Here is a 14664-nt window from a genome sequence, read left to right as displayed (position 1 = left end):
ATCCGCCATGGCACGCGAACTTCACCTCAACCTCTTCATCAACGGCCGCGGCCACCACGAAACGGCCTGGCGCCACCCCGCCTCGACGACGAAGGCGTTGAGCGATCTCTCCTATTACCGCGATCTCGCTCTTGCGGCAGAGGCGGCGAAGCTCGACTCGATCTTCTTCGCCGACCAGCTCGCGCTCGGCGACGAGCTCGCCCATGCGGCGCGCGGGGAGCTGGAGCCGGTCACGCTGCTCGGGGCTCTTGCGGCGTTGACAAGCCAGATCGGGCTGATCGCCACGGCATCGACCACCTATAACGAGCCCTACAACCTCGCCCGCCAGTTCGCCTCGCTGGACCATCTCAGCGGTGGCCGGATCGGCTGGAACATCGTGACCTCCTGGGCGCCGGGCGCCGCCGTCAATTTCGGCCAGGAGGCTCAGGTCGGCATCGACCAGCGCTATGCACGCGCGCACGACTTCGTCGAGGCCGTCTCCAAGCTCTGGGACAGCTGGGCGAGGGACGCCATCGTCGATGACCGCGACAGCGGCACCTACGCCCTTCCTGATCGCGTCCGGCGCGCCGCGCATCGCGGCAGCCATTTCAGCGTGGCAGGGGCGCTCAACATCCCGCGTTCGCCGCAAGGCCGCCCGGTCTTCGTTCAGGCCGGCGCGTCGAAGGACGGCCGCGCCTTCGCCGCGCGCTATGCCGAAGCGATCTTCACCGCGCATCTCAACAAGGACAGCGCGATCGAATTCTATGCCGACATCAAGACCCAGGCGCGGGCATTGGGGCGGGGCCCGGATCAGATCGTCATCCTGCCCGGCCTCAGCGCCGCGATCGGCTCGACCGAGGCGGAGGCGAAACGGGTCTGGGAAGAGCTGAATGAGCTCTCCCATCCGAGCGTCGGGCTCGCCAGGCTGTCGAGCCGCTTCGGCGGCCATGACTTCTCGCATCTCAAGCTCGACGACGTTCTGTCGGTGGAGGATTTTCCCGATCCGTCGCAGGTCCAGGCTTCGCGCAGCCGGGCGCAGTCGATCACCGCACTCGTCGCCCGCGAGCGGCCAACATTGCGCGGCCTGCTGCACAGCCTCGCCGGCGCGCGCGGCCACTTCACCGCGACCGGGACGCCGGAGCAGATCGCGGATATCATCGAGGAGTGGTTCGTGTCCGGCGCGGCCGACGGCTTCAACGTCATGCCGCCGATCCTGCCGACGCAATTCGATATCTTTGCGAGCGAGGTCGTGCCGCTGCTGCGCAGGCGCGGGCTGTTCCGAAGCGAATATGGCGACGGGACGCTGCGCGACCGGCTGGGCCTCGACCCGGTTCAGAGCCAGTTCGACCCGGCCGAGCCGGTGAAGCGCTCCGCCTGAGCGGAGCCCCCGGGCGGGAAGCCCGTTTCCGCATCGCACGCTCACGCGCTGGTTTCGTTCTCCCGCAGCCTCGCGATTTGGAAGCAATCACCTCCCATCCGGTGACATAACGCGGATGCGCGCTCTTATGTGAGGCCGCGCGGAGGCGGAGCCTGAGATGATCGATCGTAGAACCCTGCTTGCGCTGGCGGCCGGCTCCGTCGCCGGGATCAGGCCGGGCCTCGCCGAGAGCACGGCGCTGCGCATCGGCTACGTGCCGGTCATCGGGGCGAGCGCCCTGTTCGTCCTTGCCGGCGACGGATCGGCACGCGATGCCGGCCTCGAGCTCAAGCTCACCAAGTTCGATTCCGGCCCGAATGCCATCCAGGCCTTTGCGTCCGGCACGATCGATATCCTGGTCATCGGCGTCGCGCCGGTTGCGGTCGCCCGCTCCCGCGGCCTCGACGCATCCGTGATCGCAGCCGCGGCGGTCGGCGGTACGGCCTTCGTGGCCGGCCCGGCCCTCGCCAAGGCTTTTGCCGAGAACGCCGACGATCCCGCGAAGGCTTTCGCGGCGTTCCGCGCCGCAACAGGCCGCAAGGCCAAGCTCGGCACGCTTCCGCCGGGCGGCGTGCCGACGGTCGCGCTTCACCACTGGCTCTGGACAATCGGCAAGGTCGAGCGGTCCGATGTCGAGATCGTCAATATGGGCATCGAGGTCGTTCAGCAGGCGATGCTGACCGGCGCCATCGACGGCGGCACGCTGCTCGAACCCTCGGCGACGCTGGTTTCCGAACGCGATCCGCGCATCAAGCGCATCGTCAACTCCCCGGACATGTTCCCGAACATTCCCGGCGTCGTCGTTGCCGCCTCGGGCGCCCTCGTCAAAAATCGCCCTGAGGTGGCCGAACGCTTCGTCGGGCTTTTCCATCAAGCGACCGAACGGATTCGCAAGGAGCCGGCCAAGGTCGCCCCGTTCGTGCTGGCCGTGCTCGGCGGCGACCTGGTCGCGGAATCGACGATCGCGAAGGCGCTCGTCTCGCCGGCCGTGAGCTTCGTCAACGACCCCGCCCAGATCCGCAAGGCGACCGAGGCGCTGCTCGCCTATCAGGTGGAGCTCGGCGACTTCCCTCAGGCACCGGCCCTGGACGGCTTGTTCAATCAGGCTCTCTACGAACGCGGGGTGCGATCCTCACCAACCCGCTGAGCGATCCGAGATCCTGATCAAGCATGGCTCGCCGGCGAGGTTTCGTCCCGCTCCCGGATGAAATCCATGTTGAGCTTGAGGCCCAGGCCCGGCAGGTCCGGCACATGCATATGGCCGTCGATCGGCAGCGGCGCGCCGTCGAAGACCTGTGCGGTGATGTCCTCGAACATCAGCAGGCGCTCGAGGAAGAGCGCGTTCGGCACGGCGGCGACGAGATGCAGATGGAGGTTCTCCATCGCATGCGGCGCGAATTTGACGTTCCAGGCCTGAGTCAGGGCGGCGCATTTCAGCATCTCGGTATAGCCGCCGGCCCGCGCGCCATCGACCTGCACGATGTCCGCAGCGTCGTGCATGAGCAGGTCCCTGACGCCGAACTTGGTGTATTCGTGCTCGCCCGTCGCCAGCGGGATGTCGGTGCCGCGCTTGAAGCGGGCGAGCCCGGGAATGTCGTCGGCGAAGACAGGTTCCTCGAACAGGAAGATATCGTATTCGCGAATGCGGTTGGCGAGCTGCACGGCCGTCGCCGCATCGAAGGAATTATTCGCGTCGACCATGAGGTTGATGCCGGGGCCGACCGCCTCGCGGACCTTGCGGACGCGCTCGGCATCGCGCCTGGGATTGCAGCCGCCGTCGAAGCCGACCTTGAACTTCACGGTCGTGAAGCCGCGCGCGACCATGCCCTTGATCTCGTCAACGAGCTGGTCGTCGGAATAGGAGGTCCAGCCGCCGCTGGCATAGACCGGCACCTTGGTCCGGTCCCCGCCGAGCAGCTTGTAGAGGGGGAGATCGACGATCTTGCCCTTGAGATCCCAGAGCGCGATGTCGACGGCGCTGAGGGCGCAATACATCAGCCCCTTGCGGCCGACCCCGCGCAGATAGTGGAAGAACTCCTGCCAGATCGCCTCGGTTTCGAGCGGATCGCGGCCGATCAGCCTGGGCGTCATGTTGCGGTTGATCAGCTCGCAGGTCGCCTCGCCGCCGACCTCGTGATAGGTGACGCCGATCCCCTCCAGTCCCTGATCCGTCGTGATGCGGACGATCACGAAGCCGATCGTCTCGACCTTGCGCGTCGCGTCCGCGAAGCCGCCGAGGACCGGGGCGGAGACGAGGTGGACGTCGATCTTCCGAATCCTGTGATGCATCGGCTTCCCTGCGACAACCCGCGTTGACATCATTATCGATAATGATATCGATATTCATATCGACAGACCTTGTCCAGCGAGGCGCTCGCCTTGATTCCGAAGCTCAGCCGCCCGTCCGACCTGGTCTATGGCATCGTCAAACGGCGGATCATCCTGAACGAACTGACCCCGGAGACGGTCCTGACCGAGCTCGGCCTCGCCCATGAGATCGGCTGCAGCCAGGGCCCGATCCGCGAGGCGCTGCTGCGCCTGCAGGAGGATGGGCTCGTCGTCCGCTCGGGGCGACGGACGATCGTGACCCGGCTGACGGAAGAGGAAGCCGACGAGATGCTGGCGCTGCGCCGCCGCATCGAGACGCGCGGCGCGCTGAAGGCGGCGCTGCATGCCGATGGACGGGCGCTCGACGACCTGCGCGGCATCCTGGCAGCGATGATGGAAGCCGCCGCGGAGGGCGACGAATACCGTGTCATCGAGGCGGACAAGGATTTCCACCTCGCTTTGTTCCGGCTCTCCGGCCTCGATGCCCTCGGGCAGATCCTGGCACGCTGCATCATGCACTCGAACCGCTACAAGCTCTGGGCGCCGGAGCATCGCCGCCCGCTGATCGAGACGGCGCGACGCCACGACATTCTCTACGAGCGCCTCGCTGCCGGCGATGGAAGCGGGCTCGCCGCAGCGCTCGGCTCCCATATCGATACGATCGTCATTCAAGGCGGCGACGAGGTGGCCGCGTGAGCGCCTTCGTCGATCCGCAGATGGCTCGCATCCTCGCCGGTTTCGCGGCGGCGCCGGGCGTCGATTTCAAGACCCTGCCGATCGCGGAGGCCCGCGCCTCCGCCGATGCCGGCTCCATCGCCTGGAACGAAGGCGCGCCCGACCTACCGGCGCGCGATATCGCGGTGCGGATCGACGGCACTTCACTGCGGGGGCGGCTCTATCATCCCAAGCCCGGAACCGCCCTGCCGGTCATCGTCTACGTTCATGGCGGCGGCTGGACCTTCGGCTCGGTCGACACCCATGACGGCACGATGCGGACCCTCGCGGCGGCGTCGGGCTGCGCCGTCTTCGGCTTCGACTATCGCCTCGCGCCGGAGCATCCCTACCCGATCCCGCTGGAGGATACGCTCGGCGCCATCGCCTTCGGGCTCAGCGGCGAACTCGGCTCCGATGTCGATGCGCGGCGTTGGGCGCTTGCCGGAGACTCGGCCGGTGCGACGCTTGCGCTTGCGGCCATGATCCATCGCCGCGATGCCGGGCTTGCCCTCCCCACCGCAGCCGCCCTGTTCTATGGCTGCTACGCCCCCGACTTCGAAACCGGCAGCCATGCGCGCTTCGGCGAGGGATACATCCTGACCACAGCGAATATGCGCTGGTACTGGCACAACTACCTCGGCGCGGCCTTCGACGCCCCTCCGGCGCTCGCCGCGCCGCTGCATGCCGACCTCCGCGGATTGCCGCCGCTTTACCTGACAGTCGGCGGGCTCGACCCGCTGGTCGACGACACCATCCGTCTGGCGGATCGCCTCGCGGCAGCGGGCGTCGCCTTCCGCCACGACCATGTACCCGGCGTCATCCATGGCTGCCTGCGCATGAGCTGCAAACTCGCTCCGGCGCTGGCCATGATCGACGCCGGAGCCGCCTACATCACCGAACGACTATAAAAAAATTCAGGGAGTGAACGTCATGGAACGCAGGACTTTCATGAAACTCGCGGGAGCGGCCGCGCTCTCCTTCGAGGCCACCAGACCAGCCATTGCCCAAGGCAAGGCGACGGTGCGCTGGTGGTATCATTACGACAATCCGCAGAACACGCCAGCCAGCCTCGTCGCGAAGTTCGAAGCGGAGAACCCGGACATCAAGATCCAGGCCGAGCCGATCCCCTGGGGCGGCGGCACCGACTATATCAACCGCACCTTCTCGGCCCTGGTCGCCGGCAACCAGCCCGACTGCGCCATGGTGCGCCTGTCCTATCTCTCGCGCTTCTCGCAGATGAAGGCGCTGGAGCCGCTCGACGGCTTCCTCGCCAATTGGAAAGGCCGCAGCGACATTTCCGACGACGTCTGGACAATCAACCGCTCGCCCGACGGCAAGCAGTACTACATGCCGCTGCACTACGTCGTGATCTATCTCTATTACCGGCAGGACCTGCTTCAGCAGGCCGGGCTTCAGCCGCCCAAGAGCTTCGACGACTTCCTCACAGCCGCCAAGGCGCTGACCAAGGACGGCATCTACGGCTACGGGATGCGCGGCGGCGCCGGCTGCCATGACAATTGGGGGCCGTTCGTGCTGGGCGGCGGCGCCAGCTTCGACAAGGGCGGGATGGTCACGGAGAAGGCGCTCGCGGCCAATCGCTGGTTCGTCGACCTCGCCGTGAAGCACAAGGTCGCGCCGCCCTCGGCGCCGACCGACGCCTTCCGCCAGATCGTCGATGCCTTCAAGGCCGGCCGGACCGGGATGGCGATCCACCATATCGGCTCGGTCGCGGAGATCGTTGGGGCGCTCGGCGACAAGGTCTCGGCCGTGCCGGTGCCGCGCGGGCCGGATGGCCGCGGCTGGACCTATTTTGGCGACGAGTCCAACGCCATCTTCGCAGGCAGCAAGAACAAGGAGGCGGCCTTCCGCTGGATCAGCTTCCTGTCGAGCGCCGAGAACAATGCAGAGCAGGCCAAGCTCAGCGGCCAGCTGCCGATCACCATCTCGGATGCGAAGAGCTGGACCGTGCATCCCAAGCGCTTCGTCGAGGCGAGCGACGCCTCCCTGCCGATCGCAAAGCCCCTCCCCGACCATGTGAAGACGCCGGATTTCGTCGGCCGCGTCCTGCCCACCAACCTGCAGAGGGCGCTGACCGGCGGGATGAATCCCGACGATCTCATGAAGGCGGTCGAGCAGACCTTCCACGGCTGAGGCCGGATCGCATCGCGCGGCGCCGGGCCAAACCCGGCGCCAGCCATCGATCTACAGGGACGAGGCCATGAACAAGACGACGGCGAGCAGCGCGATGCTTCGCGCGGCGACACCCTATGGTTTCCTGCTGCCGGCACTGTTGGTGACGGCGCTGGTCATCCTGTTTCCGGTCCTGCAGACGGCCTGGTACAGCCTGCACGACTACATTCTCTACGACCCCGACAATTTCCGCTTCGTCGGCCTGCGGAATTTCGCGACCGCGCTCTCGGACGAGGTCTTCTGGATCGCGCTACTGAACTCTGCGATCTGGGTCGCGGGCATCGTGTCGCTCCAGCTCCTGCTGGGTCTCGTGGCAGCGCTGCTGCTCAACCAGAGCTTCTGGTGGCGCGGCATGGCGCGCGCGCTCGTCATCATCCCCTGGGCGCTGCCGAGCGTGATCATCGGCCTGATGTGGACCTGGATCTACGACTTCAATCTCGGCGTCTTCAACGACATCCTGCTGCGCCTCGGCCTGATCTCGGCCCCGCATCCCTGGCTCGCCCAGCCCTCCACGGCGCTGGCCTGCATCATGCTGGCGCTGGTCTGGCAGGGCTTTCCGTTCTTCACCGTCACCATCCTCGCGGGTTTGCAGACCGTGCCGGGAGAACTCTACGAGGCGGCCGAGATCGACGGCGCCAGCCCCTGGCGCCAGTTCGTCCACGTCACCCTGCCCTCGATCGCCGGCATCGTCACCACGGCCGTACTGCTGCGCATCATCTGGGTCGCCAATTCGCTCGACGTCATCCTGGTGATGACTGGCGGCGGGCCGGGATATGCCACGCATACGCTGCCGCTCTACGCCTTCCTGCGCGCCTATACCGGCATGGAATTCGGCTATGCCGCCTCGCTCTCGCTGATGCTGACGGCGATCCTGCTCGGCATCGTCTGGCTCTATGTCCGCCGCCAGGCCGGGGAGATGGAGCGATGATCCGGCGCCGTTCCTTCGCCCGCAATCTGATCCAGGTCGAAATCCCCGTCCTGCTGGTGCTCGCCTTCGCGCTGGCACCGTTCGTCTGGATGCTGCTGACCTCGATCAAGCCGAATGCGGACCTCTCGCAGTTCCCGGTGCGCTACCTGCCGAGCAGCACGACCTTCGAGCACTATCAAACGCTGATCCAGCGCACGAGCTTCCCGGTCAACCTGCTGAACAGCCTCGTCATCGCCTGCGGCGCCGTCGTGCTGGGGCTGGCAGCCAGCGTGCCGGCCGCCTATTCGTTCTCGCGCTTCCGCTTCGCCGGGCGACGGATGTTGATGACGAGCTTCCTCGTCATCAACATGTTCCCGATCGTGCTGCTGATCATCCCGCTCTTCGTGCTGATGCGGACGCTCGGGCTGATCGACACCTTCCTCGGCGTCATCATCGGCCATTCGACCTTCTCGATCCCGTTCTCGATCTGGATGCTGGTCAGCTACTTCAACGCGATCCCCAAAGACCTCGACGAGGCGGCGACGATCGATGGCGCGTCCCGCTTGCAGACGATCCGGCTGGTGGTGCTGCCGCTGGTGATGCCCGGCATCGTCACGACGGCGATCTACGTCTTCATCACCTCGTGGAACGAATATCTGTTCGCGATGATGCTGTCGGGCGAGACGGTCAGGCCGGTGACCGTCGCGCTGCAATTGTTCATCGGCGAATTCACGGTGCAGTGGGGCGTCCTCACCGCGGGCGGCACGATCATCGCTTTGCCCGTCACCATCCTTTTCCTTTTTGTGCAGAAGCGGCTCGTCGGCGGGCTGACGGCAGGAGCAGTCAAATCATGACCAATGCGATCGGGGTGATCTCGATGTTCTACGCGCGCCCCTTCGGGCGCGAGCATTTCCCCACCTTCCGGCGCATGAAGCAGGCCGGGGCCGATGTGGTCGAACTGCTGGTGCCGGAGCCGGGCGAGCTCGACCTTGCCGAGACGAAGGCCGCCGCCACCGATGCCGGCCTCTCGATCGTACTGGCGGCGCGGGTGAACCTGACCCGCGATCTCGCCAGCGCCGACCCGGCCGCGCATGCAGCCGGCATCGCCTATCTCGAGCAATGCGTCGACATCGCTGCCGCGTTGGGGGCGGGAATCGTCGGCGGGCCGCTCTATGGCGCGCCGCTCGTCTTCGCCGGCCGGGCGCCGCAGCCGGTCGAGCCGGCCGAGCGCCGCCGGCGGGTCGATGCCGTCGTACGCGGACTGACGCAGGCCGCGAAACGCGCCGCCGACAAGGGCGTCGTCCTCGGCGTCGAGCCCCTGAACCGGTTCGAGACCGACATGTGCAACACCTGCCGCCATGCGCTGGATTATGTCGAGGCCGTCGCCTCACCTGCCGTCGGCGTGATGCTCGACACCTTCCACATGAACATGGAGGAATACGATCTCGCCGCCTCGATCCGGCTGGCGGGATCGCGGCTGGTGCATTTCCAGGCGAACGAGAACAATCGCGGCTTCGTCGGCTCGGGCCATATCGACTGGCCGTCGATCGCACGGGCGCTTGCGGCCTCCGGCTATCAGGGCCCGATCGTGCTGGAGCCGTTCCGGCGCGACGACGAGGCGGCAGGCGTGACGCTGGCGCAATGGCGCGCGCCCACCCGGAACGAGGATGCGGAGCTCAAGGCCAGCATCGACTATCTCAAGGCGACGCTCGCCTTCGCCGACCGGCTCGCGACGACGAAGGGAATTGCGTGATGACATCCCCCTTGCGCCTCGGCTGGATCGGCTGCGGCACCCATGCCAATGAGATGCTGCTGCCGCAGGTCACACGGCACGACGTCGTCCTGCAGGCGATCTGCGACATCTCGCCCGACAACCTCGCCTCCACTGGCCGGCGCTACGGTGTCGCGCCCGAGAACCAACTGAGCGACTGGCGCGCTTTGCTCGCCCGCACGGATATCGACGCCGTCGGCCTCGCCATGGGTCCGCGACAGCATCATGAAGTCGGCCTCGCCGCGATCGCGCGGGGATTGCCGCTGTTCATCGAGAAGCCGCCGGCCGCGACCTCGCGGCAAGCGCAGGAGCTGGCGGATGCCGCCAAGGCCCGAGGCGTTCCGGTCGTCGTCGGTTTCATGAAGCGGTATTCCACCGCCAATCGCATCGCGGCCAATGTCATCCACACCCCGGAATTCGGGGAAACCGCGAGCTTCCTCGGCCAGTACATGACGGCGCCGACCTACTTCGCGGGGGATGTCGACTATACCGGCTTCTATCTGCATCACTGCGTGCATTATTTCGACCTGATCCCCCATCTGATGGGCGAGGTCGCGACGGTCGGCGCACGCCGGCACGAGCTGGAACCCGGCAAGCTGCTGCTCCATGTCGATTTCCGCTTCCGCAACGGCGGCATCGGCACGCTCGTCATGGGGACGCATCAGTCGCGCGGTACGCCGATGGAATGGTGGCAGGTGATGGGCGACCATCGCCGCGTCGAGGTGCGCAACCTGCATGAGGTTCGCTACTTCCGCAGCCCTCCCTTCAAGGTGTCGCGCCCCGACGCCAGCCTTGTCGACGGCGAAGATACGCTGGTCTGGGAGCCCAATTTCACGGTCGCCGCCAACGAGGACCACAAGGGCTATCACGCGATCCTCGGCGATTTCGTGCGGGCGGCGCGCGGCGAGACACTGGACTTTCCCGATGCGGCGGCGGGCGCACGGGCGCTCGCCCTCCTCGAACAGGCCATCGCTTCCGCCGAAGCCGATGCGCATCGGTGATCGATGCCCGGACATGAAGGGGCAATGTCCGGGGCCGACAGCTCTCCATCGCTAGGCTCAGGGCCGAATCATTTGGCCTGAGATGCGATTCACGGTGTCTGGAAAGAGCCGTGATAGGTCATTCGTTTCTGCCTGCCAGGGGTCGATGACCGGCGCGTGGTGAGCGGTATCCCTGTCACCGGCTCACTCCCAGTTCAGCGCGCCGCCGTTCTGGTATTCGATGACGCGGGTCTCGAAGAAGTTCTTCTCCTTCTTCAGGTCCATCGCCTCGCTCATCCAGGGGAACGGGTTCTCGGTCTCGCCGAAGACCGGCGGCAGGCCCAGCTGGGCGCAGCGGCGGTTGGCGATGAAGTGCATGTATTGCTCGCAGAGCGCCGCGTTCAGGCCGAGGAAGCCGCGCGGCATCGTATCGCGGCCATAGGCAGCCTCAAGCTCTGCGGCTTCCCGCAGCATGCCGCGGATCTCGTCCTGGAAGGCCTTGGTCCAGAGATGCGGGTTCTCGATCTTGATCTGGTTGATCACGTCGATGCCGAAGTTCAGATGGATCGACTCGTCGCGCAGGATGTACTGGTACTGCTCGGCGATCCCCACCATCTTGTTGCGCCGGCCGAGTGACAGGATCTGCGCGAAGCCGGTGTAGAACCACATCCCCTCGAAGATCACGTAGAAGGTGATCAGGTCACGCAGCAGCGCCTGGTCACTCTCCGGCGTTCCCGTCTTGAAGTCCGGATTCTCGATGCTCTGGGTGTGCTTCAGCGCCCAGGCCGCCTTGTCGGTGATCGAGGGCACTTCGCGGTACATGTTGAACAACTCGCCCTCGTCAAGGCCGAGGCTCTCGACGATGTACTGGAATGTATGGGTGTGGATCGCCTCCTCGAAGGCCTGCCGCAGCAGATACTGCCGGCATTCCGGGTTGGTCAGGTGTCGGTAGATCGCCAGCACGATGTTGTTGGCGACGAGAGATTCGGACGCCGCGAAGAAGCCGAGATTGCGCTTGAGCATGCGCCGCTCGTCCTCGCTGAGGCCGTCCTTCGACTTCCACAGGGCGATGTCGGCCTGCATCGAGACCTCGGTCGGCATCCAGTGGTTGTTGCAGCCGGAGAGGTACTTTTCCCAGGCCCATTTGTATTTGAGCGGCAGAAGCTGGTTCACGTCGGCGCGCGCATTGATCATGCGCTTCTCGTCGACGGTGACGCGCCCGCCATTGCGGTCGATCGCGCCGAGGCCGGTGGCGTCGGCGGCGGGAGGAGGATTGGTCAGGATGGCGGGGTTGGCCGGGGGCGCCGGCTTGGTGTCGGACCAGTCGAGCATGGGGATATTCCGTTCTTGATCTGAGGGCGCGGGCGCCGGGGGCCACCCGGGGCGCTGTCATCGCGAAGAGTTCGAGCCGAAGCAGCCGTTACTGGCAGGCTTCGCAGGTGGGATCGTCGAGCGAGCAAGCGTTGGGCACGGCCATGCCATTCTCCAGCGGGATATCGACGATGATCGGCGCGGCGGCCTTGGCCGCGACCGGCACGGTGGCCGAGACCGCATTGAGCTTGCCGTCCGTGCCCTTCAGCGTCGATTTCTCGACATGGGTCGCCGAAAGCGCGCGCAGGTAATAGGTCGTCTTCAGGCCGAGCCTCCACGCCAGGCGATAGGCCTCGTCGAGCTTTCGGCCGGACGGCTGCGCCATGTAGAGGTTCAGCGACTGGCCCTGATCGATCCATTTCTGCCGGCGCGCCGCCGCCCTGATCAGCCATTCCGTCGGAATCTCGAAGGAGGTGGCATAGAGCGCCTTGAGATCGGCCGGGACGCGATCGATCCCACTGACCTTGCCGTCGTAGTATTTGAGATCCGAGACCATCACCTCGTCCCAGAGCCCCCTCGCCTTCAGGTCATGAACGAGCCCGGCATTCACCACGGTGAAGTCGCCCGACATGTTCGCCTTAACGTAGAGCTGGCTGTAGCTCGGCTCGATCGACTGCGAGACGCCGACGATGTTGGAGATCGTCGCGGTCGGCGCGATCGCCATGGTGTTGGAGTTGCGCATGCCGGTCGTGACGACCCGCTCGCGCAGGCCCTCCCAGTCCAGCGTCGAGGAGCGGTCGAGTTCGACATCGCCGTCGCGGGCGTCCGAGAGGATGTCGAGCGAGTCGATCGGCAGGATGCCCTTCGACCAGAGCGAACCCTCGAAGCTCGGATAGCGCCCGCGCTCGGCGGCGAGATCGACCGAGGCCTGGATCGCATGGAAGCTGATCACTTCCATCGACGTATCGGCGAAGGCGACGGCGCCTTCCGAGGCCGCCGGCAGACGCAGTGTCTGGAGCGCGTCCTGGAAACCCATCAGCCCCAAGCCCACCGGGCGATGGCGCAGGTTCGAGCGGCGTGCCTCGGGGATCGTGTAGAAATTGATGTCGACGACGTTGTCGAGCATGCGCATCGCGGTGGTCACGGTGCGGGCCAGGCGAGCCTGATCGAGCCCATCGGGCGTCACATGCGCGGCGAGGTTCACCGAGCCGAGATTGCAGACCGCGACCTCGTCGGCCGAGGTGTTGAGCGTGATCTCGGTGCAGAGGTTCGAGGAATGCACCACGCCGGCATGCTGCTGCGGCGAGCGCAGATTGCAGGCATCCTTGAAGGTCATCCAGGGATGGCCGGTCTCGAACAGCATGGTCAGCATGCGCCGCCAGAGGTCGAGCGCCTTCACCCGTTTGAAGACCTTGATCTGGCCAGCGGCTGCCTTCGCCTCATAAGCCTCGTAGGCCGTCTTGAATGGCTTGCCATAGAGGTCGTGCAGGTCCGGCACCTCATCGGGCGAGAACAGCGTCCAGTCGGCGCCGGCCTCGACGCGCTGCATGAACAGGTCGGGAATCCAGTTCGCCGTGTTCATGTCATGGGTGCGGCGGCGGTCGTCGCCGGTGTTCTTCCGGAGATCGAGGAACTCCTCGATATCGACATGCCAGGTCTCGAGATAGGCGCAGACCGCGCCCTTGCGCTTGCCGCCCTGATTGACGGCGATGGCCGTATCGTTCGCGACCTTCAGGAACGGCACCACGCCCTGGCTCTCGCCATTGGTGCCCTTGATATGGGCGCCGAGACCGCGCACCGGCGTCCAGTCATTGCCGAGGCCGCCCGAGTACTTGGCGAGCAGCGCATTGTCCTTCACCGCCTTGAAGATACCGTCGAGATCGTCAGCGACGGTGGTCAGGAAGCAGGAGGAGAGCTGCGGGCGCAGCGTCCCGGAATTGAACAGCGTGGGGGTCGAGGCCATGAAATCGAAGGATGAGAGCAGATCGTAGAATTCGATCGCCCTGCCCTCGCGATCGATCTCGCGGATGGCGAGACCCATGGCGACACGCATGAAGAAGGCCTGCGGCAGCTCGAAGCGGTTGCCCCGGACATGCAGGAAATAGCGGTCGTAAAGCGTCTGGAAGCCGAGATAGTCGAATTGCAGATCGCGCTCGGGCTTGAGTGCAGCGGCGATGCGGGCGATGTCGAAGCGGCCGAGCTCGGGGTCGATCAGCTCGTTCGCGATGCCGGTCTTGAGATAGGCATGGAAGTAGTCGGCATAAAGCACTGACATCTCTTCCTGCGTCGCCTGCTCGGCGCGGCCATGGACGAAGCTCAGTGCCTCGCGACGGAGCTTGTCCAGCAGCAGGCGCGCGGAGACCTTCGCATAGTTCGGCTCGCTCTCGATCAGCGTGCGGGCGGCAAGGATCGGCGCCAGCGCCAATTCGTCGAGCAAGATGCCGTCATAGAGGTTGCGGCGCGCCTCGGTGAGGACCGGCTCGGCCGAGACGCCGTCGAGATCGGCACAAGCCTCGCGAACCACCTTGTCGAGGCGGCCGGCGTCGAGCGGGATAAGCGTCCCGTCGGCGAGCTTCATGTGCAGCAAGGGAGCTGCGGAGGCGACAGGCTTCGTCTCGGCAACCGCCCTCGCCCGCTCGCGCGCCCGCTCCTCGCGATAGAGCACATAGGCACGGGCGACCTTGTGGTGTTCGCCGCGCATCAGGGCGAGCTCGACCTGGTCCTGCACATCCTCGATATGGAAAGTGCGGCCGGTCGCGGCCCGGCGGGTCAGCCCCGCGACGACCTGCTCGGTCATCTCCGCGACGGCTTCGTGGATGCGGCGCGAAGCGGCGGCGTTCGATCCTTCGACGGCGAGGAACGCCTTGGTCAGCGCCACGGTGATCTTCGAGGGATCGAACGGCGTCACCGCGCCGTTGCGGCGAATGATCTGGTAGCCGGGCTCGCTCGCAGCGAGCTTCGACAGTGTCGGCTCTGCGGCTGACGGAGCGGCGGCAGGCCGCTCGGCTTCAATGGAAAGAGACATCGGCATCAACCCCAAATGTTGGGGGCAAAGGCCAGAGCGGTT

At 65.9% G+C, this 14664-nt stretch carries 12 protein-coding genes; 9 read left to right on the top strand and 3 right to left on the bottom strand.

What is annotated here, in order from left to right; all coding sequences use genetic code 11:
• The first annotated feature begins 7 nt into the window (after window positions 1–7).
• Window positions 8–1357, top strand: a complete 1350-nt coding sequence (locus tag AB6806_RS02275; RefSeq protein WP_370954027.1) for an LLM class flavin-dependent oxidoreductase — start codon at window positions 8–10, stop codon at window positions 1355–1357.
• Window positions 1358–1514: 157 nt separating this feature from the next.
• Window positions 1515–2543: an ABC transporter substrate-binding protein gene (locus AB6806_RS02270; protein ID WP_370954026.1), complete on the top strand. Its 1029-nt coding sequence runs from the start codon at window positions 1515–1517 to the stop codon at window positions 2541–2543.
• Between the two features lie 17 nt (window positions 2544–2560).
• Here AB6806_RS02270 and AB6806_RS02265 read toward each other — a convergent pair whose 3' ends face one another.
• A complete protein-coding gene (locus AB6806_RS02265; RefSeq protein ID WP_370954025.1) occupies window positions 2561–3685 on the bottom strand; it encodes a mandelate racemase/muconate lactonizing enzyme family protein in 1125 nt (374 codons plus the stop codon).
• Window positions 3686–3775: 90 nt separating this feature from the next.
• Between AB6806_RS02265 and AB6806_RS02260 the strand changes: the two genes are divergently transcribed.
• The 7 genes from AB6806_RS02260 to AB6806_RS02230 all read left to right on the top strand — a co-directional run bounded on the left by AB6806_RS02260 (window position 3776) and on the right by AB6806_RS02230 (window position 10307).
• The gene (locus AB6806_RS02260; protein WP_038362567.1) at window positions 3776–4420 is read left to right on the top strand and encodes a GntR family transcriptional regulator; all 645 of its coding nucleotides are present in this window, start codon (window positions 3776–3778) and stop codon (window positions 4418–4420) included.
• Window positions 4417–5346 (top strand): alpha/beta hydrolase, encoded by a 930-nt coding sequence (locus tag AB6806_RS02255; protein ID WP_370954024.1) that lies wholly within the window; start codon window positions 4417–4419, stop codon window positions 5344–5346. Before AB6806_RS02260 ends, AB6806_RS02255 begins: the two co-directional genes overlap by 4 nt.
• 22 nt (window positions 5347–5368) lie before the next feature.
• The gene (locus tag AB6806_RS02250; RefSeq protein WP_370954023.1) at window positions 5369–6589 is read left to right on the top strand and encodes an ABC transporter substrate-binding protein; all 1221 of its coding nucleotides are present in this window, start codon (window positions 5369–5371) and stop codon (window positions 6587–6589) included.
• A 67-nt stretch (window positions 6590–6656) separates the two neighbouring features.
• Complete coding sequence (locus tag AB6806_RS02245; RefSeq protein WP_142020444.1) at window positions 6657–7556, top strand: carbohydrate ABC transporter permease; 900 nt, start codon at window positions 6657–6659, stop codon at window positions 7554–7556.
• A complete protein-coding gene (locus AB6806_RS02240; protein ID WP_142020443.1) occupies window positions 7553–8389 on the top strand; it encodes a carbohydrate ABC transporter permease in 837 nt (278 codons plus the stop codon). Before AB6806_RS02245 ends, AB6806_RS02240 begins: the two co-directional genes overlap by 4 nt.
• A complete protein-coding gene (locus AB6806_RS02235) occupies window positions 8386–9288 on the top strand; it encodes a sugar phosphate isomerase/epimerase family protein (RefSeq protein ID WP_142020442.1) in 903 nt (300 codons plus the stop codon). The genes AB6806_RS02240 and AB6806_RS02235 overlap by 4 nt, the downstream gene beginning before the upstream one ends.
• A complete protein-coding gene (locus tag AB6806_RS02230; RefSeq protein WP_142020441.1) occupies window positions 9288–10307 on the top strand; it encodes a Gfo/Idh/MocA family protein in 1020 nt (339 codons plus the stop codon). The genes AB6806_RS02235 and AB6806_RS02230 overlap by 1 nt, the downstream gene beginning before the upstream one ends.
• Window positions 10308–10490: 183 nt before the next feature.
• Here AB6806_RS02230 and AB6806_RS02225 read toward each other — a convergent pair whose 3' ends face one another.
• Window positions 10491–11618, bottom strand: a complete 1128-nt coding sequence (locus AB6806_RS02225; RefSeq protein WP_142020440.1) for a ribonucleotide-diphosphate reductase subunit beta — start codon at window positions 11616–11618, stop codon at window positions 10491–10493.
• Window positions 11619–11706: 88 nt separating this feature from the next.
• Window positions 11707–14622 carry a ribonucleoside-diphosphate reductase subunit alpha gene (locus AB6806_RS02220; RefSeq protein ID WP_142020439.1) on the bottom strand — a complete coding sequence of 972 codons (2916 nt, stop codon included), beginning with the start codon at window positions 14620–14622 and terminating at the stop codon, window positions 11707–11709.
• Window positions 14623–14664 lie beyond the last annotated feature (42 nt).

The sequence above is a fragment of the Allobosea sp. RCC_152_1 genome, from assembly GCF_041360765.1.
GTDB classification, from domain to species: Bacteria; Pseudomonadota; Alphaproteobacteria; order Rhizobiales; family Beijerinckiaceae; genus Allobosea; species Allobosea spartocytisi.
The sequence above is the reverse complement of the archived record's forward strand: the minus strand, read 5'-3'. Positions and strand labels throughout refer to the sequence as shown.

Excerpts from the sequence above, each read along its gene's own strand:
- AB6806_RS02275 (WP_370954027.1), top strand. The coding sequence starts at position 8 with ATGGCACGCGAACTTCACCTCAACCTCTTCATCAACGGCCGCGGCCAC.
- AB6806_RS02270 (WP_370954026.1), top strand. The coding sequence starts at position 1,515 with ATGATCGATCGTAGAACCCTGCTTGCGCTGGCGGCCGGCTCCGTCGCC.
- AB6806_RS02265 (WP_370954025.1), bottom strand. The coding sequence starts at position 3,685 with ATGCATCACAGGATTCGGAAGATCGACGTCCACCTCGTCTCCGCCCCG.
- AB6806_RS02250 (WP_370954023.1), top strand. The coding sequence starts at position 5,369 with ATGGAACGCAGGACTTTCATGAAACTCGCGGGAGCGGCCGCGCTCTCC.
- AB6806_RS02245 (WP_142020444.1), top strand. The coding sequence starts at position 6,657 with ATGAACAAGACGACGGCGAGCAGCGCGATGCTTCGCGCGGCGACACCC.
- AB6806_RS02240 (WP_142020443.1), top strand. The coding sequence starts at position 7,553 with ATGATCCGGCGCCGTTCCTTCGCCCGCAATCTGATCCAGGTCGAAATC.
- AB6806_RS02235 (WP_142020442.1), top strand. The coding sequence starts at position 8,386 with ATGACCAATGCGATCGGGGTGATCTCGATGTTCTACGCGCGCCCCTTC.
- AB6806_RS02230 (WP_142020441.1), top strand. The coding sequence starts at position 9,288 with ATGACATCCCCCTTGCGCCTCGGCTGGATCGGCTGCGGCACCCATGCC.
- AB6806_RS02225 (WP_142020440.1), bottom strand. The coding sequence starts at position 11,618 with ATGCTCGACTGGTCCGACACCAAGCCGGCGCCCCCGGCCAACCCCGCC.
- AB6806_RS02220 (WP_142020439.1), bottom strand. The coding sequence starts at position 14,622 with ATGTCTCTTTCCATTGAAGCCGAGCGGCCTGCCGCCGCTCCGTCAGCC.